This window comes from Albidovulum inexpectatum (genome assembly GCF_002927635.1).
Taxonomy (GTDB): domain Bacteria; phylum Pseudomonadota; class Alphaproteobacteria; order Rhodobacterales; family Rhodobacteraceae; genus Albidovulum; species Albidovulum inexpectatum.
Genome location: NZ_PRDS01000009.1, coordinates 1 through 17,455 on the forward strand (window position 1 = coordinate 1; position 17,455 = coordinate 17,455).

Sequence of the window (17,455 nt, forward strand, 5' to 3'; positions counted from 1 at the left end):
CGCATCCCGCGACCCGCGCTTCTTTGCTGTCGGTGATTGTCCCATGGAACGCTCCTCCTTTCCCTGAATTGCACGGAAAGAAGATTAAGTGAACAACTAGAGCGGTTCTGGCACCTGCGACGGCCCTACAGCATGGAGCGCCTGGATGACATCGTCGAAGCGTTACGCCATGTTGGACGGACAGTAAACGAACGGTTGTTGGAGGCAGTCCTGTACGAGCTGCGGCGAGGCATTTCTCGGGGAGCTGACTCATTCAATGACGGGGAGAGATTACGCGAATTCCATCTCTACGGCCCGCTGCGCGGGACCTATGCCGGCGAAGTCCTGGACCGGATGCGCCAACACAGCTGACGCCACTGCCCCACCCAGGTCCTTGCACTGCCCATACGCCGTCGGGGAAGTGGCGCACCCGAGAGGATTCGAACCTCTGGCCTCTGCCTTCGGAGGGCAGCGCTCTATCCAGCTGAGCTACGGGTGCTTCGCGCGGATGCTATAGGCGAAAGCCGTGGCGCTCGCAAGCGCCCATCCGCGGATTCCGGCAATTTTGGTGCGCCTCCGGGTCAGGCAAATAGATCGTGACAAAGCTCCAGCCCCTCGACCAGCGCATCGACCTCATCCCGCGTATTGTACAGACCGAATGATGCGCGCACGGTTGCGGTTACGCCGAAGAACTCCATCAACGGCATGGCGCAATGCGAGCCCGCACGAACGGCGATTCCGCGCTTGTCCAGCACGGTCGAGACGTCATGCGCGTGGGCACCACCCTGCAACGTCATCGAGAAGATCGCGCCCTTGCCCGGGGCCGTTCCCTGCAGGTTCAGCCAGTTGAGACCCGAAAGCCGCGCTTGCGCATAGGCGGCCAATTCGGCCTCATGCGCGGCGATATTCTCCATCCCCAGCGCCATCAGATATTCCAGCGCCACGCCCAGCCCGATCTGCTGGACGATCCCGGGCGTGCCGGCCTCGAACTTCATCGGGGGATCATTGTATGTGACCACATCGCGGCCCACTTCGCGGATCATGTCGCCACCGCCCAGGAAGGGGCGCATCTCTGCCATGCGTTCCTTGCGTATCCAGATCGCGCCCGAGCCCGAAGGACCATACAGCTTGTGTCCGGTAATCGCGTAGAAGTCACAGCCGAGCTTTGCGACATTCACCGGCCGGTGCACCGCGGCCTGACTTCCATCCACCAGAACCGGAACATCGCGCTCGCGCGCGGCCTTGCAGATCGAGGCCACGTCAACGACGGTACCCGTGACGTTAGACATATGCGTCACCGCCACCAGCCGCGTCCGTGGACCGATGGCGTCGATCACCTTCTGAGGGTCCAGCGACCCGTCGGGCTCGGGCTCGACCCATTTCAGGACCACGCCCTGCCGTTCACGCAGGAAATGCCAGGGCACGATATTGGCATGGTGCTCCAGCACGGTCAGAACGATCTCGTCGCCCGCCTCAAGACGAGGTGCCGCCCAGGCATAGGAAACCAGGTTGATCCCCTCGGTGGACCCCGTCGTCATCACGATTTCCTCGGGGTCCGGCGCCCCCAGGAACCGCGCCACGATGCCACGAACGGATTCGTATCGCTCGGTCGCGACCGTCGAGAGGTAGTGCAGACCGCGATGCACGTTGGCGTATTCGTGCTCATAGACTTGTGTCATCGCATCGATCACCGCACGCGGCTTCTGGGCCGAAGCGCCATTGTCCAGATAGACCAGCGGGCGCCCGTTCACCTCTCGTGACAGGATCGGGAAATCGGCACGGATACGCGCGACATCATACATGGATCAACCTCCGGGCATCTGAGGCACAAGCCCCAGGGCCGAAAACACGATAGCGGCGGCGACCGCCATCAGAATGAAACCCGCAACAAGGCCCAGAAGAACCTTCATTGCATCGGCAAAGCCATGCAAGGCGGCGGTGAACTGGACCATCAGCCATACGAAGACCGCAAGCGCCGCAATTCCGACGGCCAGCCCGATGGGGGGTAGCAAAAGCAGCGCCACGGTCTGGACCAGCTGCGCAATGGTCAACACGAACTCGACCCAGGCGACCAGGATCAGCGCATCGGCAAAGCGTCCATTGCCACCGAAGATCCGCCCGCCCTGGGCGATGGCTGCCGAAACGATGGCAAGCGTCGCGAATTGCATCAACGCCGCTGTCAACGGGTTGGCCATCATCAGGAATGCCGGGCTCTGTCCCAACCGGGGAAGAATCATCACCGCCAGATGGGTTTCAATAACCGACAGGATCGAAACCAGCCCAAGCGCGGCCCAGCGCGCATCGACTGGCAGATCCAGCGCCATGAGCCGTTGCGCAGCAAGCCGCGGTTCTCGGAAGGTCTGGACCAGAAGGTCCCGCAGAAAATCAGTCAGCCTCATTCCCTGCCCCTTGCTGCAGCCGAAAGACCCGCCCACCAGAAGCAGGCAAACACGGCAAAGACCGCCAGCCCGACCAGCCCGGCCTGAAGCCCCGGACCCAGGAAGCCGCGCACCAGTCCATGCAGCAGGACCAGAGGCGAGACCGCCAGCAAGGCCCAAAACAAGGCCACGCGCGCCTCATAGCCCGCAATCCTTCGTCCGGCCAGACGCGCGGCAAGCCGCCCAAGCAACGCCAGCAGATAGAACACGGGCAACGCGGCCAGTGTCGCGAGAAACGCGGCGAACATCCTCTGCGTCAAGGGAATTTCGGGCTGAAGATGTGCGGCGCGGGCAAGCGCCGGCCATTGCGCCACATAGAAAATCAGCAACGCAAAGATCAGATAGGTCAGCGGCCGGGCCTCGTGCCGCTCGCCGCGCAAGATACGCGCGAACACGACACGAGGCCCGCGATAGGTCGCGACGATATCGTCCGTTACAGCCATCAGCCCTTCCGACGCTGCAACCAGGCTTCCAGCCGCTCGACGATTTCCGCCGCAAGGCGCTCGTCATCGATCTCTTCGATCGCATCGGCCAAGAAGGACATGACCAGCATCGCGATCGCATCTTCCTTGGGCACCCCGCGCGAACGCAGGTAGAAAAGCGCCGTCTCGTCGATCGCCCCGGTGGTCGAGCCGTGCGAACATTTCACGTCATCGGCATAGATCTCCAGCTCGGGCTTGGCCAGGAACTGGCTGTCGCCGTCCAGCAGCAGCGACTGGCTGATCTGATAGCCGTCGGTCTTCTGCGCGCCGGGACGCACCAGGATCTTGCCCTGGAACACGCCGACCGCGCCGTTCTTCAGAACCTTCTTGAAGACCTGGCGGCTTTCGCACCGCTCGGCGCCATGGGTGACAAAGACCGTGTCGTCCTGGTGGAACGGTCCCGTCTTGCCATCGCCCAGGGCCGCGCCTGCGACATGAGCCACGGCATCGTCGCCGGCAATCTCGATCACACATTCATTGCGCGTCAGCTGACCGTTGAATGTCAGCGTGAAGCTCTTGAAAGACGCGCCTTCAGCCACGCGCGCAAAGACATGCGTGATCGCGCGGCGTTCGTGGTCGCGCCCCTGAACCCGCACATGGTGAAAGCGCCCGCCCGAGGCGACATCAACCTCCATCACCGAATTGAGCCGCGCCGCCGCGGGACCGGTCTCGATCAGGGTAAACTCGGCGCCCTCTTCGACGCGGATGCAGTGATGCAGGACGGCGTCAGAAACGTCGGATTCGTGGCGATAGATCACATGCACGGGGCGATCGACCTTGCCGGTCACGCGGATCAGGATACCGTCGCGCGCCGCGGCTGTGTTCAACGCGGCGAAGGGCCGCGCGACAGGGGATTGTCCACGCGATTCGAGCACACCGTAAAGCGATTTCGCCCAGTGAATATCGGCCTCGTCCGCTTCGGCCAGTCGCTGGATCTCGACCCCCGCAAGCGCGGGATCATCCGATTCAGCGCTTGAGAACACGCCATCGACGAAAACGATACGCAGCGCACCGATTGCGCCGAACAGCTCGGGCTCGTCGTCCGTGAACACGGCCGCACCGGGCACATCCACCGCGTTCAGTGCCGCCGGATCGGTGAAACGCCAATATTCATCGCGCCGCGTGGGCAACCCCATCTCGCGCAGACGCGCCAGTGCGTCCCGACGGGCTGCGGCGGTAAAGCCACCCTCGGGCAGGTCCAGCGCCGCTATGCGGGCCTCGGTCATCTCGGCGCGCGTGTCATCCTTGCGAACCGGCGAGGCCATCACAGCACCTCCTTCAGGATGTCGGCATAGCCATTCTTCTCGACCTCGAGTGCAAGCTCCGGCCCGCCGGTCTTCACGATGCGGCCATCGGCCATGATGTGAACGACGTCCGGTTTGATGTGATCCAGCAGCCGCTGATAATGCGTGATGACCAGGAAGCCGCGATCCGGCGAACGCAGCGCGTTCACGCCGTCGGCGACCAGCTTCATGGCATCGACGTCAAGGCCGGAATCGGTCTCGTCCAGGATGCACATGCGCGGCTCGAGCACCGCCATCTGAAGGATTTCGTTGCGCTTCTTCTCGCCGCCCGAGAAGCCGACATTGACCGGCCGCTTCAGCATGTCGGAATCGATCTTCAGCGTCTTTGCCTTTTCGCGCACCAGCTTCAGGAAGTCGCCGGCGCTGATTTCTTCCTCGCCGCGCGCCTTGCGCTGGGCGTTGTATGCCGTGCGCAGGAAGTTCATGTTGCCCACGCCCGGAATCTCGACCGGATATTGGAAGGCAAGGAACAGTCCCGCGGCGGCGCGTTCCTCGGGCTCCATCTCCAGCAGGTCATGCCCGTCCATGACGACCGAACCTTCGGTGACGACATAGCCCTCGCGCCCGGCGAGGACATAGGACAGGGTGGACTTGCCCGACCCGTTCGGCCCCATGATCGCATGCACCTTCCCGGCCTCGACCGTCAGATCCACGCCCTTGAGGATCTCCTTGTCCTCTTCCTCGAGTTTCACGTGCAGGTTCTTGATTTCCAGCATGTTCATTCCTTTCAAATGCCGACAGCGGCCAGCGGGCCAGTCATGGCCCGGGCCGCAGGGATAGCTGCAGAAACAGGTTTGGCGGGCGCCGTCAGCCCGTTGGCGTCAAGCGGAAGTCCCGGCCTTTCTCGGCCAGGCTTGCGGCATAGTCTGCCGGGAAGAATTGGGCCCAAAGATCCGGCGCGTTCGCGGCAATCGCGACCTCGCCGTAATACATCGCCAGGCATCCCAGGGCGAGCGCCAGGGCGCGACCCTTGGTCATCAGCCCGAAGGCCACGATCATCAGAACCGAGATCACGAACGCGATCAGCACGACGCCGCGATCTTCCAGCGTATAGACCGCGGGCGGCAAATCCTCGATCTGCGTCAGGCCGAAATAGCCCAGCCGAGCCGCCAGCATGGCAATCATTCCGCAAAGAAAGGCGAAGGGCACCGCCAGCCTGGCCCGAAGCCCGACCTTCTTGCGTGCGGCTTTCTGCCGCTGCATCAGCCTCTTCTGCGCGTCCCTGGACAGAACATCCGACGGTTCCAGTTGCCGCCCGGACTGAATGCGCGCCAGCCTCTCGGCAAAGTCGGTGCGCTGCCGGCCGCTCATCGTCATGGACATCTGCCACCCCCGTGCAAGTCGTAACCCGCAGACAGGATGGCGTTGCATTGCGGCGGAATTTTGAAGCCATCGCGGCGATTTCCGCGCGGGTCACTACCGGGCCCGTGCGCATCTGTCCGCGAATGTCCTGCAACATCGCCGTCATTCCACCACCACCGCCGTGCCCGAGGCCGAAACCATCAGCATGTTGTTGATGACCTCGTAGTCCAGATCCACGCCCACGACGGCATTCGCGCCCATTTCGGCGGCGCGCTCTTCCATTTCGGCCAATGCCGTGCGACGGGCCTTGCCCAGCTCGCGTTCATAGGCGGCCGAACGGCCACCCACAATGTCGCGCACCTGGGCAAAGAGGTCACGGAAGATGTTCGCGCCCAGAATGGCCTCGCCGGTCACGATCCCCTTGTAGGCGGTGATCCGGCGCCCTTCGATCGAAGGCGTCGTGGTCGTGATCATCCCACCGATCCTTCCAGCGAAATCGCCACCAGGCTTTGCGCTTCCATCGCGAACTCCATCGGCAGCGCCTGCAGGACCTCGCGGCAGAAGCCGTTCACGACCAGCGCGACGGCCTCTTCCTCGCCCATCCCGCGCGAGCGGCAGTAGAACAGCTGGTCCTCGTCCACCTTCGACGTGGTCGCTTCGTGCTCGACACGCGAGGAATTGTTCTTGACCTCGATATAGGGGACCGTATGCGCCCCGCACTTGTCGCCGATCAGCAGGCTGTCGCACTGGGTATAGTTGCGGCTGCCCGTGGCCTTGGGGTGAATGGACACCAGCCCCCGATAGGTGTTCTGCGCATGGCCCGCGCTGATCCCCTTGGACACGATCCGCGAGCGGGTGTTCTTGCCCAGATGGATCATCTTGGTGCCCGTATCGGCCTGCTGCCAGTTGTTGGTGATCGCGATCGAATAGAATTCGCCGATCGAATCGTCGCCACGCAGGATGCAGCTGGGATATTTCCAGGTGATCGCCGATCCGGTCTCGACCTGGGTCCACATCACCTTGGACCGCGGCCCGCGGCAATCGGCACGCTTGGTGACGAAGTTGTAGATGCCGCCCTTGCCTTCCTCGTCGCCGGGGAACCAGTTCTGGACGGTGGAATACTTCACCTCGGCATCGTCCAGGACGACGATCTCGACCACGGCCGCGTGCAGCTGATGCGTGTCGCGCTTGGGCGCGGTGCAGCCTTCCAGATAGCTGACATAGGCGCCCTTGTCGGCGATGATCAGCGTGCGTTCGAACTGGCCGGTATTTTCCGCGTTGATGCGGAAATAGGTGGACAGCTCCATCGGGCAGCGCACCCCTTCCGGCACATAGACAAAGGACCCATCCGAGAAGACCGCCGAATTGAGCGTGGCAAAGAAGTTGTCCGAAGGCGGCACGACACTGCCCAGGTATTTCCGGACCAGATCCGGATAGTCCCGGATCGCCTCGGAGATCGAGCAGAAGATCACGCCTGCCTTCTTCAGCTCCTCCTTGAAGGTGGTGCCGACGCTGACTGAATCGAACACGGCATCGACGGCCACCTTGCGCCCGTCGGCCGGGGCGCTCTCGGACCCTTCGACGCCGGCCAGGATCATCTGCTCGCGCAGGGGAATGCCCAGCTTTTCATAGGTCTCAAGCAGCTTCGGATCGACCTCGTCCAGCGATTTCGGCCGCTTGGTCAGGCTCTTGGGCTTGGCATAATAGTACTGCGACTGGTAGTCGATCGGCGGGTATTTCAGCATCGCCCAATGCGGCTCTTCCATCTGCAGCCACCGGCGATATGCGGCCAGCCGCCATTCCGTCATCCAGTCCGGTTCGCCGTTCTTCTCGGAAATCAGGCGCACGATGTCCTCGTTCAGGCCCATCGGCGCGTATTCCGTCTCGATGTCGGTTTCCCAACCGTGCTTGTAGGCCCCCATGTTCCTGACGGTCTCGACCGTCTCGCGATCGACGCCCTCGCGAACCTCGAGCTCTTCACCTGTGTCCATGATCTCAGCCATCTTCGTTTCGTCCTTTCCTTGCCGGGCCGCCATCAGGCCGCCCGCGAACGCTGGCGCGTACGCGCGGCGGTCCACGCCGCCACCAGGCGTTCGATTTCCGATTCCGTGGTCGCAGGCCCCAGCGATACGCGGATCGCCGACCCGGCCTGAATTTCGTCAAATCCCATCGCCAGCAACACGCGGCTGACACGCACCTTGCCCGAGGAACAGGCCGAACCCGCCGAGACGGCGATTCCGGCCAGATCCATCTGCATCACCTGTGTCTCGCCCTTCCATCCCGGCGTCAGCAGACACGACGTATTGGCAACGCGCGGGCTGTCGCGGCCGACCACGATCGTCTCGGGTGAGGCATCGAGAATCCGGGCCTCCATTGCATCCCGCAATTGGCGAACGCGGTCCCAAACGCCCGCTTCCTGGTCCGACAAGGCCGCGCGCGCGGCCGCACCGAAACCGGCGATCCCGATGACGTTCTCGGTTCCCGAACGGCGCCCCATCTCCTGCCCTCCACCCGGACGCAGGGTCTCGATATCGACGCCCTCGCGCAGGATCAGGGCGCCGACGCCCTTGGGCCCGCCGATCTTGTGCGCCGAGAGAATCGCGAAATCGGCCCCTGTCCAGGCAAAGGCGAAGGGTTCACGCCCAACGGCCTGCACGACGTCCACAAACAGCCGCCCGCCGGCCAGATCGTCCAGCCGAAAGATCCCGTCTTCTCCGCGCTCGGGAGGTTGCGTGACAATGCCCGTTTCGCTGTTGACTACGCCAAGTGCCAGAACCGCCGCGCCATCGCCCGCATCGCCTTCGCGTTGATGGGCCACCACGCAATCATGCGCCGTCGGCTGCACCCGCACCGCGACACCGGCGGGCAATCCCGCCAGCACCGCTGCGGCCTCGGTCGCACCCGAGGTGAACACGATCTCCTTGGGCGAACATCCGACCAGGGCGGCCACGTCCTCGCGCGCGCGCTCGATCAGCGCCTTGGCCGCGCGGCCCTCGGCATGGACCGAGGACGGATTGCCCACGACATCCATCGCAGCGATCATCGCATCGCGCGCCTCGGGCCGCAGCGGCGCGGTCGCGTTCCAGTCCAGATAGATCCGTTCCTTCATTCGTCCACCATCTGGAACAGGGCCGGCACGGCCGGACAGGGCTTCAGTCGATTTTCCACGACATCGGCCAGCGTGGTCTGATGCAGGAAGACATAGACATGGGCGGAAAAGCCCTCCCACAACCTGTTGGTCAGCGACTGGGCCTTCGTGCCGGACTTCGCGCCGCTTGCCGCAGCCCCCGCACGCATGGCGCTGACGGTTTCGTCCACGGCCTGCAAGACCTCGCTGACGCGAATCTCGGATGGGTCGCGCGCCAGCCGATAGCCACCGCCCGGTCCGCGGACCGATTCGACCAGACCCGCGCGCCGAAGCTTGACGAATAGCTGTTCCAGGTAGGGCAGAGAGATATCCTGGCGTTCCGATATGTCGGCCAACGAGGTCAGGCCACCATCGCCCACCGTGGCAAGATCGGCCAGCGCCACCATCGCGTATCGTCCCTTGGTCGAAAGCTTCATCTGTCGGGCCGCCCTGAAACCGGTTCTCTTGCACCTGTCATCGAATCCGGCGCGCGACACGCCAAACACATTGACGCAAGGCGGAAGGGTGCTTAACTCCACTCCACACCACGGTCGGTCACGGCCGGAATTTAGAACTGTTCTAGGGTGTCCGAGCAAATCAGTCAAGAATGCACCCCGCATTTCTTGCCGCCCGGCCCCATCAAAGAGAGAATACAGGCGATGCCCGAAGTGATTTTCGCAGGTCCCGAGGGGCGGCTGGAAGGCCGATATCACCCTCAGAAGAATCCCGACGCGCCGATCGCGATCATCCTTCACCCGCATCCGCAATTCGGCGGCACGATGAACAACCGCGTGGTGTACCGTCTGCACTACGCGTTCCACGAGATCGGATTCACCGTACTGCGGTTCAATTTCCGTGGCGTCGGCCGCAGCCAGGGCGAATACGACCAGGGCGTGGGCGAACTTTCCGACGCCGCGGCCGCGCTGGATTACCTGCAGTCGATGAACCCCAATTCAAAGCATTGCTGGGTCGCAGGTTTTTCCTTCGGGGCATGGATCGGGATGCAGCTGCTGATGCGCCGGCCCGAGATCACGGGCTTTGTCTCGGTCGCTCCGCCGGCAAACATGTATGACTTCTCGTTCCTTGCGCCCTGCCCTGCTTCCGGGCTGATCATCAACGGCACGGCCGATCGCGTGGCTCCCCCCAAGGATATCCATGCCCTGGTGGCCAAGCTGCGCGAGCAGAAGGGCATCACGATCACGCATGAGGAAATCGAGGGCGCCGATCACTTCTTCAAGGACGAAGAGGCGCACATGAACCCGATGATCCGCACGGTGCAGGAATATGTCGCGCGCCGTTTGACCGAGGGTACGCGCTGACATGCCAACGACCGAGGAACTAGGCATCAGGCTGGCCGAGGAGGTTCTGAAGGCCGTCGAGGAGACCGGTGACGAGGCCCTGATCGCCGAGGTCAACCGCATCGTCGAATCCCAGTCATCTGCCTTGCAAGAGGCCTATATGGCGGCGGTCCGCGCCCAGCGTGCTGCCGCGGCCGCCCATCGCCATGTCGAAGCGCGTCTGAAAAAGGCGCGTCTTGCAAAGGCAAGCAATGAACCGGATCCGACGCCCGGCCAGGAAAATGCACCCCAATCGTGATGCGGACGGGCGCGGACGGGCTGCGCCGTGGCGGATTTCCTGACGAACCGCCGACGGGATCGCAGTATACCACCGCATACCATCTTTCCCTCGGCCCCGGTTTGGGCTATTAGACGCGCGGAACGTCAATCCCAGCGGAGAGGATCATGGCCAAGATCAAGGTTGAAAACCCCGTCGTCGAGCTCGACGGCGACGAGATGACGCGGATCATCTGGCACTTCATCAAGGAAAAGCTGATCCTGCCCTATCTGGATATCGACCTGAAATATTATGACCTGTCGATCCAGAACCGCGACGCGACCGATGACCAGGTGACCGTCGACGCGGCCCACGCGATCAAGAAATATGGCGTCGGCGTCAAGTGCGCCACGATCACGCCCGACGAGGCCCGCGTCAAGGAATTCGGGCTGAAGAAGATGTGGCGCAGCCCGAACGGCACGATCCGCAACATCCTGGGCGGCGTGATCTTCCGCGAGCCGATCATCTGCAAGAACGTGCCGCGTCTGGTGCCGGGCTGGACCAAGCCGATCGTCGTCGGCCGTCACGCCTTTGGCGACCAGTATCGCGCGACCGATTTCAAGTTCCCCGGCAAGGGCAAGCTGACCATCAAGTTCGTCGGCGAAGACGGCACGGTCATCGAGCACGAGGTCTTCGATGCACCGGGCTCGGGCGTGGCCATGGCCATGTACAACCTTGACGACTCGATCCGGGATTTTGCCCGCGCTTCGCTGAACTATGGTCTGATGCGCGGCTATCCGGTCTATCTGTCGACGAAGAACACGATCCTGAAGGCCTATGACGGCCGCTTCAAGGACATCTTCCAGGAAGTCTACGAAGCCGAGTTCAAGGAAGCCTTCGAAGCCAAGGGCATCCATTATGAACACCGTCTGATCGACGACATGGTGGCCTCGGCGCTGAAATGGTCGGGCGGCTATGTCTGGGCCTGCAAGAACTATGACGGCGACGTGCAGTCCGACACCGTGGCGCAGGGCTTCGGCAGCCTTGGCCTGATGACCTCGATCCTGATGACGCCTGACGGAAAGACCGTCGAGGCCGAGGCCGCCCATGGCACGGTCACGCGCCACTATCGCCAGCATCAGCAGGGCAAGGAAACATCGACCAACTCGATCGCCTCGATCTATGCCTGGACCGGTGGCCTGAAGCACCGCGCCAAGCTGGACGGCAACGAAGAGCTGAAGAAATTCGCCGAAACGCTGGAGCGCGTCACCGTGCAGTGCGTCGAGGACGGTTTCATGACCAAGGACCTGGCCCTGCTGGTCGGCCCCGATCAGAAATGGCTGACCACGACGGGCTTCCTGGAAAAGGTCGACGAGTATCTGCAGAAGGCTCTTGTCTGAACAGGTATCAGCCGACGAACGAAGGCCGGGCCATGCGCCCGGCCTTTTCGTTTTTGCCCAGCCGATGCAGGTCCGGCTGATACGAAAAACACTGACGGCCCTATGCTGTACGGTATAGTCTGCATTGACGTGTTCTTGGATTTGATTTTCAGCGTTTCGGATTGTTCACATGCCACAGGATCGACAGCACGCGCAGCGCAGCGCACCCCACGGCACGCTTGCGCCTGCAGGGCAGCCGCCACCGGTCCTGTCCATCGTCACCGCGGCCTATAATGAAGAGGACGTGTTGCCCGCGTTTCTTGCACGGCTGAAAAGCGTCCTGGATGACATCGGCGAACCTTGGGAAATCATCTGCGTCAATGATGGAAGCACCGATCAGACTCGCGAGATCCTGACCAGGGTCGCGCACGAAGACGCCCGGATCAAGGTGATCAACCTGTCGCGCAATTTCGGCAAGGAACGCGCCCTGACCGCGGGCATCGACCATGCCATGGGCCAGGCTGTCATACCCCTGGACGCCGACCTGCAGGACCCACCGGAACTGATCGCGGATTTCGTGCGCCTGTGGCGAGAAGGTTATGACGCCGTCTACGCAGTGCGCGACGAACGCGACAAGGACAGCTGGATCAAGCGCAATACCGCTTCGGCCTTCTATGCCGCGATGAACCGTCTGTCGAATGTCGAGATCCCCGCCAATGCAGGCGACTTCCGCCTGATGGACCGCCGTCTGGTTGATGCGCTGGGCCAGATGCGGGAACGCAATCGTTTCATGAAGGGATTGTTCGCCTGGGTCGGATTTCGTCAGACGTCCGTTAGCTACCGACGCCCAGGCCGGCCGGCTGGCAAGACGAAGTTCAACTATTGGAAATTGTGGAACTTCGCGCTGGATGGGATCACCGGCTATTCCACTGCCCCATTGAGGATCGCCGGGTATTTCGGGCTTCTCTTTGCCCTTCTTTCAATGTGTTATGGCGTTTTCCTGATCATTCGCACGATCGCGTTCGGCACTGACGTGCCGGGCTATGCCTCGACCATGGTTGCGGTGATCTTCATGGGCGGGATCCAGCTCTTCGTTCTGGGTATCATCGGCGAATATCTGGGCAGGCTCTACAGCGAGGCAAAACAGCGGCCGCTCTATCTGATCGAAAGCCGTATCGGCTTTGACGATCCTGCGCCGCCGCCCCGCGGGACCGGCGCGCAATGACCGGCCATGTTGCAGATCCAAGGGGGCAGCCGCCACGCTGGCGAACGGCCCTGCTGACGGCACTGGCATTGTATGGTGTCACGGCTGCCGCCGGAATATTGGCAGACGGCCATCACTCGGATGACTGGCGTCACATGGCCGGTGCGTCCGATCTTTGGGTTGCGGTCGAGGGGCGCTGGCTGCTTGACGCAATCTTTCGTTTTGTTCTGGGCGAACGCTTTCTGTTGCCGATGCAGATTGCGCTGGCTTTTCCATGCCTGTGGGGATTTTCAACGATCATCGCGCGGCACGCGGCAAGCCCCACAATGCGGCCAATCGCAACGCTTGCCATATTTGCTGTCGGAACGAACCACCTTTTCCTGGCAGACGCACTTAGCTTTGCCAGCAGCGTCTTTGCCTATCCACTGGCCCTGGTTCTCTCTGCCGCAGGATACGATCTGATCACACGGCAGGCACGCACGCCGATCAGGCGGTTTGCGCAACTTCTCGTGTCGGCGCAACTGATCGCCGCGTCCATAGGCATCTACCAGACCTATGCGGTCGCCGGGCTCATCGTGCCCACGGTGGTGCTCATCCGGTCAGACCGTCATTCTTTCCCAGCCGCGCTGCGCGTGGCAGCACTCGGCGCCGCGGTTTCGGTCGCGGCCATTGCGGTTTACCTGGTGGAATGGCGCACCTATGCGGCCGTGATGGACATGACGATCGAATCCCGCCGCTTTCAGCCCGTGACGCTGGACGGCCTGTTTGAGAAGTTGAGAGAATACCCCGCCCTGATAAAGAGCCTTCACACGGGCTCGATCATGCAGATCCCGCGACCGGTTCGCATGGCGATGGGACTCTTTGCAGCCTTTTCCATCCTGATGCCCATTCTTGGCGCAGCCGTCATGCGGGGCCGACAAGGCCCGGCTCTGAACATCTTGCGCTCGGCAATCGGGGCGGGTCTTGCGATGTTCATCTTTCCCACCCTCTTTTGGCTGTTTTATGCGGGCGACGCCGCGCCGGCGCGAGCGTTTGGCTTCATTGGTTTCTGGAGCGCTTCGCTGGTCATTTCCGGGCTCTCGCTGCTCGAAGACCGGACCTTGCGCGTTCTGCGACCAGGCCAGGCGATCGTGGGCGCTGCGGTCACGGCCATGGCCATGTTGAATGCCTTCGTCGTCAGCGCCTTCTGGTCGGACAGCGCCCATCTTGGCCAGCGGGACGAGGAACTGGCGCGCGCCATTCATGCAAGGCTGGCCGCGACCCAAGGATATGACGGAACCTTTCGCCTGGCCGGTGGAATACAGGACAGATCATTTTCCTGGGGTACGCTGGCCGGGTGGACCAGCTTTCATGCCGGCAACCCAAGCATCGGATTGTTCCGCGAGATGTTCGGCCTTGAAGGAAGTTTTGCCGCGCTGCCCGTCAGCCCGCGCGCCTGTCACGGATTTCCGGCCGCGGGTTCGGTGTTCCGTCATGAGGGCAAGACCTATGTCTGCCTTCAGGACCTTCCGGCCTATACCGACGACATGCGCTGCGCCGACATCGACAACATGCCGGGCGACAGGATATGCCTTGCCGATCGCGCCATCATACATGTCTCGATGACCTGCCTGACACGATCCGTCGGGAATGGCGATCTGAATTTTGCCTTCCTGTATCGCGACAGTTCTCACCGGGCGCTGCGGCGTTTCTCCACGGCCAACTTCCCCGTCCTCATGCACGACGAATGCCATACCATCGCGCTGGCTCCGCCGACGCGTAACCTCGATGCAATAGAATTGTGGATGCAGACGCCCGACGGAGGTGCCGCGTGGCGCGAGAGGATCGACATCAAGGCGTTCCGCGCCACCCCTTGACGGCGCGTCCCCGCAACGCCCGTGGCCGATTTGCGCGCCATGGCGTTTTCGCCCCCGCCCCGACCGAAGTCAGTCCGGACGCGGGCCCGACACCGATCGATCAGGACTATCCTTCCGCTGCCTCGCGCGCGATCTCGTCCAGCAGTTTCTCGACCTCGTCCATCGGGCCGTCGGGCAGATTGCGGTATCCGATCATCACCTTGCCATCCCTGTCGGTCACGAAGATGCCATAGGGACAATGGGCGATGTTCATCGGATCGGCCTCCATCACCTTTCGCGACAGGACGGCCGAACAGAAGAGGAAAACGTCAGCCTTGTCATAGATCTTCTTGTCGCTTCCGACATCCTCACCCGTGCGGTTCAGCATGTCACCGACATGGCTGCGGTAATCGATGACCAGGCCACGGTTCACGATGGCATTCTCGACCGCAAAGGTTGCGTCCTCGAAGCTTCCATCAAAGGAATAGGTTGTCGCCTCCTGGGCGGCCACCGGTGCGGCGCCAAGCAACCCCGCCATTGCGAAAGCAGCAGCAAGCATGTGTTTCATCGGAATTCTCCCTTCATGATCCTGACCGCGTTTCCTCAGATTTCCGGAACAAAGCGATAGCCATCTGCATTGCGCTCTGCCCGCCCCATTCCTCCGTCCGACAGATGATAACCGATCAGGATCATCTTTTCATGGACGATGCGCTCCAGCAGCGCGACCCGCGTCTGCGCTGCTGTTTCCATGTCCTGATCGTTTCCCGACAACCATTCGGGGCGCTCGAATGCCACGTGATGGTTGGCGATACTGTCGCCCAGGACCAGGACCGGGTCGGACGCGGCGATTTCGAACGCCATGTGACCCGGCGTGTGGCCCGGCGTCAGACGCGCAACCACCCCGGGCAGGACGTCTTCGCCATCTTCCAGCAAGCGCAATTGCCCGGCAAGCGTGTTCAGCCGTCTTGCCGCGCCAACGGCAAATGTCGTGCGCGTTTCGTCGATCGTGTTCACCGTGTCGGGATCGGTCCAATAGTCAAACTCGGCCCGCCCGATCATGTGCTGTGCATTGACGAAAAGCGGCTCGTCGAAATCGTCCAGAACACCCCAAAGGTGATCGGGATGGGCGTGGGTAAAGACGACGTGGGTAATGTCATCGACGGACACACCAAGCACGTCCAGTGCTTCGCTCAGCCGCCCGGCCGAGGCCTGGAAGTCAGGACCCGCCCCGGTATCGAACAGAACCGTGTTGGTCCCATCGCGAAGCAGCGTCACATTGCATGGCGGGGTCAGTTGGTCGGCAGACTGCCCATAGCGTTCCAGGATCGGCAGCAATTCATCCCGCGGCATATGGCCCAGGATGAAATTGCCCGGAAGTGTCAGGTAGCCATCCGAAACCGTGTCAATACGCATCCCCCCGGCTTCATAGCTCGTGGCGGCCCAGACACGCCGCGGGGCAAAGGGCGCACAGGCGGCAGCGGCGATGAGGGTGCGGCGGGTAAGCATCGTCTTCTCCTGTCATGCGGGGTGCGCGCACCGACCGGCCGCCCGCACCCCTGATTTCCGGCCTAGCCAAAGATGTCGGCGGTGATGCCGGCATACCAGCCAAGGCTTTCTTCATAAGTTGCCTTGCGCAGATCCGCGGGCTCTCCGGTCTGGCTGATGAAGCTGGATACCGACGCGATCTTTTCGTCGGTCGCTTCATACGAGGCGCCGACCTTGATCCCGTCATCGGTATCGATCAACGACCAGCAGGTATTCGAATACCGCGCCGGGAAACGTTTCGATCCAATCAGCTGGCTGCGGATATCCATGGCCGCAACCTTTGCCTGGCTGTTGGCGGCAAAGCCCGACTTGGGCATGTCTCCCTGGGCCGAAGAATCGCCCAGAACATAGATGTTTGAATCGACCCGGCTGGCCATGGAATGCGGATCGACGGGCGCCCAGCCGCTGTCGTCGGTGACGCCCGCGGCGGTCGCGATCGCGCCGGCCTTCTGTGCCGGAATGACATTGCAGACATCGACCTTTTGCACGTCGCCGTCGATCACGACTTCCATCGTCTCGGGGCGAACCTCGACCTTGTCGCCGCCGAAATCCGGTCCGATGCGATCGATCATGCCGGGATAGTGCTTCTGCCAGCCTTCCTCGAACAGCGCCTGCTTCGAAAACTTCGGCTTCGGATCCACGATCAGGATCTTGGCGCTTGGGTTCTTCTCTTTCAGAAGGTGTGCCACCATCGAGACGCGCTCATACGGTCCAGGCGGACAGCGATACGGGTTCGGAGGGGCGATCATGCAGAACAGGCCACCCTCACGCATGGATTCGACCTGCGATTTCAAAAGCTGCGTCTGCGGCCCGGCCTTGTAGGCATGGGGCATGATGTCGGCCTTGGACAGATCCCAGCCCGGAACCGACCCTTCGCGGAAATCGATGCCGGGGGCGATCACCAGGCGATCATACTCGACGGTTTCGCCACCGGCCAGCGTCACGACGCGCGCCTCTCGGTCCACGCCCGCCGCCATGTCGCGGATCAACCGAATGCCGTAATCGTTCGCCAGCTTGTCATAGCGGTGCGCGAGGCTCTCGAATGTCCGGAACCCGCCAAGATAGAGGTTCGAAAAGAAACAGGTGTAGTAGACCTCGGATGGCTCGATCAACGTGACGTCGATCGCACCGTCGGAGTCCTTGGCGACGTAGCGTGCGCAGGTCGCACCCCCCGCCCCGCCGCCGATGACCACAAGCCGTGGCCTGGCCTGGCCCAGCACCGCCGGAGCGGCGATCATCGCGCCCGTCGCGGCCGCCGATCCCAGGAACAATCTTCTGTTCAAGCGCATTTTGTTGGTCCTCCCTG

18 protein-coding genes and 1 tRNA gene are annotated in these 17,455 nt (G+C 62.4%); 5 read left to right on the forward strand and 14 right to left on the reverse strand.

Going from position 1 to position 17,455, the window contains the following annotated elements; all coding sequences use genetic code 11:
• Positions 1-401: 401 nt before the first annotated feature.
• The 11 genes from LV82_RS12415 to iscR all read right to left on the reverse strand — a co-directional run bounded on the left by LV82_RS12415 (position 402) and on the right by iscR (position 9,069).
• A tRNA-Arg gene (locus tag LV82_RS12415) sits at positions 402-478 on the reverse strand.
• An 82-nt stretch (positions 479-560) separates the two neighbouring features.
• The gene (locus tag LV82_RS12420) at positions 561-1,781 is read right to left on the reverse strand and encodes a cysteine desulfurase (protein WP_104072175.1); all 1,221 of its coding nucleotides are present in this window, start codon (positions 1,779-1,781) and stop codon (positions 561-563) included.
• A gap of 3 nt (positions 1,782-1,784) precedes the next feature.
• Positions 1,785-2,378 (reverse strand): Yip1 family protein, encoded by a 594-nt coding sequence (locus tag LV82_RS12425; protein WP_104072177.1) that lies wholly within the window; start codon positions 2,376-2,378, stop codon positions 1,785-1,787.
• Entirely contained in the window at positions 2,375-2,860 is a 486-nt protein-coding gene (locus LV82_RS12430) for a YIP1 family protein (RefSeq protein WP_104072179.1), read from the reverse strand. Before LV82_RS12430 ends, LV82_RS12425 begins: the two co-directional genes overlap by 4 nt.
• Positions 2,860-4,164, reverse strand: a complete 1,305-nt coding sequence (locus LV82_RS12435; RefSeq protein ID WP_104072181.1) for a SufB/SufD family protein — start codon at positions 4,162-4,164, stop codon at positions 2,860-2,862. Before LV82_RS12435 ends, LV82_RS12430 begins: the two co-directional genes overlap by 1 nt.
• Positions 4,164-4,919 carry a Fe-S cluster assembly ATPase SufC gene (sufC, locus tag LV82_RS12440; protein ID WP_104072371.1) on the reverse strand — a complete coding sequence of 252 codons (756 nt, stop codon included), beginning with the start codon at positions 4,917-4,919 and terminating at the stop codon, positions 4,164-4,166. Before sufC ends, LV82_RS12435 begins: the two co-directional genes overlap by 1 nt.
• Before the next feature lie 91 nt (positions 4,920-5,010).
• Positions 5,011-5,526: a hypothetical protein gene (locus tag LV82_RS12445; protein WP_104072183.1), complete on the reverse strand. Its 516-nt coding sequence runs from the start codon at positions 5,524-5,526 to the stop codon at positions 5,011-5,013.
• Positions 5,527-5,667: 141 nt separating this feature from the next.
• Complete coding sequence (locus tag LV82_RS12450; protein ID WP_104072185.1) at positions 5,668-5,979, reverse strand: heavy metal-binding domain-containing protein; 312 nt, start codon at positions 5,977-5,979, stop codon at positions 5,668-5,670.
• Positions 5,976-7,508, reverse strand: coding sequence for a Fe-S cluster assembly protein SufB (gene sufB, locus LV82_RS12455; RefSeq protein WP_425427752.1), 1,533 nt, complete (start codon positions 7,506-7,508; stop codon positions 5,976-5,978). Before sufB ends, LV82_RS12450 begins: the two co-directional genes overlap by 4 nt.
• 32 nt (positions 7,509-7,540) lie before the next feature.
• Positions 7,541-8,614: a cysteine desulfurase family protein gene (locus tag LV82_RS12460; protein WP_104072187.1), complete on the reverse strand. Its 1,074-nt coding sequence runs from the start codon at positions 8,612-8,614 to the stop codon at positions 7,541-7,543.
• Complete coding sequence (iscR, locus tag LV82_RS12465; RefSeq protein ID WP_104072189.1) at positions 8,611-9,069, reverse strand: Fe-S cluster assembly transcriptional regulator IscR; 459 nt, start codon at positions 9,067-9,069, stop codon at positions 8,611-8,613. The genes LV82_RS12460 and iscR overlap by 4 nt, the downstream gene beginning before the upstream one ends.
• Positions 9,070-9,291: 222 nt before the next feature.
• On the opposite strand from iscR, the gene LV82_RS12470 reads away from it, so the two are divergent.
• From LV82_RS12470 to LV82_RS12490, 5 genes are all read left to right on the forward strand, one after another.
• Entirely contained in the window at positions 9,292-9,951 is a 660-nt protein-coding gene (locus tag LV82_RS12470) for an alpha/beta hydrolase (protein WP_104072190.1), read from the forward strand.
• 1 nt (position 9,952) lies between these two features.
• The gene (locus LV82_RS12475; RefSeq protein ID WP_104072192.1) at positions 9,953-10,228 is read left to right on the forward strand and encodes a hypothetical protein; all 276 of its coding nucleotides are present in this window, start codon (positions 9,953-9,955) and stop codon (positions 10,226-10,228) included.
• A 146-nt stretch (positions 10,229-10,374) separates the two neighbouring features.
• Positions 10,375-11,586 (forward strand): NADP-dependent isocitrate dehydrogenase, encoded by a 1,212-nt coding sequence (locus tag LV82_RS12480; RefSeq protein ID WP_104072194.1) that lies wholly within the window; start codon positions 10,375-10,377, stop codon positions 11,584-11,586.
• Between the two features lie 169 nt (positions 11,587-11,755).
• Positions 11,756-12,790 (forward strand): glycosyltransferase family 2 protein, encoded by a 1,035-nt coding sequence (locus LV82_RS12485; RefSeq protein WP_104072196.1) that lies wholly within the window; start codon positions 11,756-11,758, stop codon positions 12,788-12,790.
• Positions 12,787-14,625, forward strand: coding sequence for a glucosyltransferase domain-containing protein (locus LV82_RS12490; RefSeq protein ID WP_104072197.1), 1,839 nt, complete (start codon positions 12,787-12,789; stop codon positions 14,623-14,625). Before LV82_RS12485 ends, LV82_RS12490 begins: the two co-directional genes overlap by 4 nt.
• A gap of 106 nt (positions 14,626-14,731) precedes the next feature.
• Here the strand turns inward: LV82_RS12490 and LV82_RS12495 are convergent, their stop codons facing one another.
• The 3 genes from LV82_RS12495 to LV82_RS12505 all read right to left on the reverse strand — a co-directional run bounded on the left by LV82_RS12495 (position 14,732) and on the right by LV82_RS12505 (position 17,438).
• Positions 14,732-15,172 carry a DUF302 domain-containing protein gene (locus tag LV82_RS12495; protein ID WP_104072199.1) on the reverse strand — a complete coding sequence of 147 codons (441 nt, stop codon included), beginning with the start codon at positions 15,170-15,172 and terminating at the stop codon, positions 14,732-14,734.
• 35 nt (positions 15,173-15,207) lie between these two features.
• The gene (locus tag LV82_RS12500) at positions 15,208-16,110 is read right to left on the reverse strand and encodes an MBL fold metallo-hydrolase (protein WP_104072201.1); all 903 of its coding nucleotides are present in this window, start codon (positions 16,108-16,110) and stop codon (positions 15,208-15,210) included.
• A 62-nt stretch (positions 16,111-16,172) separates the two neighbouring features.
• The gene (locus LV82_RS12505) at positions 16,173-17,438 is read right to left on the reverse strand and encodes an NAD(P)/FAD-dependent oxidoreductase (RefSeq protein WP_104072203.1); all 1,266 of its coding nucleotides are present in this window, start codon (positions 17,436-17,438) and stop codon (positions 16,173-16,175) included.
• Positions 17,439-17,455: the final 17 nt, after the last annotated feature.

Coding starts and splice junctions, on each gene's coding strand:
- LV82_RS12420 (WP_104072175.1), bottom strand. CDS start 1,781: ATGTATGATGTCGCGCGTATCCGTGCCGATTTCCCGATCCTGTCACGA.
- LV82_RS12425 (WP_104072177.1), bottom strand. CDS start 2,378: ATGAGGCTGACTGATTTTCTGCGGGACCTTCTGGTCCAGACCTTCCGA.
- LV82_RS12430 (WP_104072179.1), bottom strand. CDS start 2,860: ATGGCTGTAACGGACGATATCGTCGCGACCTATCGCGGGCCTCGTGTC.
- LV82_RS12435 (WP_104072181.1), bottom strand. CDS start 4,164: ATGGCCTCGCCGGTTCGCAAGGATGACACGCGCGCCGAGATGACCGAG.
- sufC (WP_104072371.1), bottom strand. CDS start 4,919: ATGCTGGAAATCAAGAACCTGCACGTGAAACTCGAGGAAGAGGACAAG.
- LV82_RS12445 (WP_104072183.1), bottom strand. CDS start 5,526: ATGTCCATGACGATGAGCGGCCGGCAGCGCACCGACTTTGCCGAGAGG.
- LV82_RS12450 (WP_104072185.1), bottom strand. CDS start 5,979: ATGATCACGACCACGACGCCTTCGATCGAAGGGCGCCGGATCACCGCC.
- sufB (WP_425427752.1), bottom strand. CDS start 7,508: ATGGCTGAGATCATGGACACAGGTGAAGAGCTCGAGGTTCGCGAGGGC.
- LV82_RS12460 (WP_104072187.1), bottom strand. CDS start 8,614: ATGAAGGAACGGATCTATCTGGACTGGAACGCGACCGCGCCGCTGCGG.
- iscR (WP_104072189.1), bottom strand. CDS start 9,069: ATGAAGCTTTCGACCAAGGGACGATACGCGATGGTGGCGCTGGCCGAT.
- LV82_RS12470 (WP_104072190.1), top strand. CDS start 9,292: ATGCCCGAAGTGATTTTCGCAGGTCCCGAGGGGCGGCTGGAAGGCCGA.
- LV82_RS12475 (WP_104072192.1), top strand. CDS start 9,953: ATGCCAACGACCGAGGAACTAGGCATCAGGCTGGCCGAGGAGGTTCTG.
- LV82_RS12480 (WP_104072194.1), top strand. CDS start 10,375: ATGGCCAAGATCAAGGTTGAAAACCCCGTCGTCGAGCTCGACGGCGAC.
- LV82_RS12485 (WP_104072196.1), top strand. CDS start 11,756: ATGCCACAGGATCGACAGCACGCGCAGCGCAGCGCACCCCACGGCACG.
- LV82_RS12490 (WP_104072197.1), top strand. CDS start 12,787: ATGACCGGCCATGTTGCAGATCCAAGGGGGCAGCCGCCACGCTGGCGA.
- LV82_RS12495 (WP_104072199.1), bottom strand. CDS start 15,172: ATGAAACACATGCTTGCTGCTGCTTTCGCAATGGCGGGGTTGCTTGGC.
- LV82_RS12500 (WP_104072201.1), bottom strand. CDS start 16,110: ATGCTTACCCGCCGCACCCTCATCGCCGCTGCCGCCTGTGCGCCCTTT.
- LV82_RS12505 (WP_104072203.1), bottom strand. CDS start 17,438: ATGCGCTTGAACAGAAGATTGTTCCTGGGATCGGCGGCCGCGACGGGC.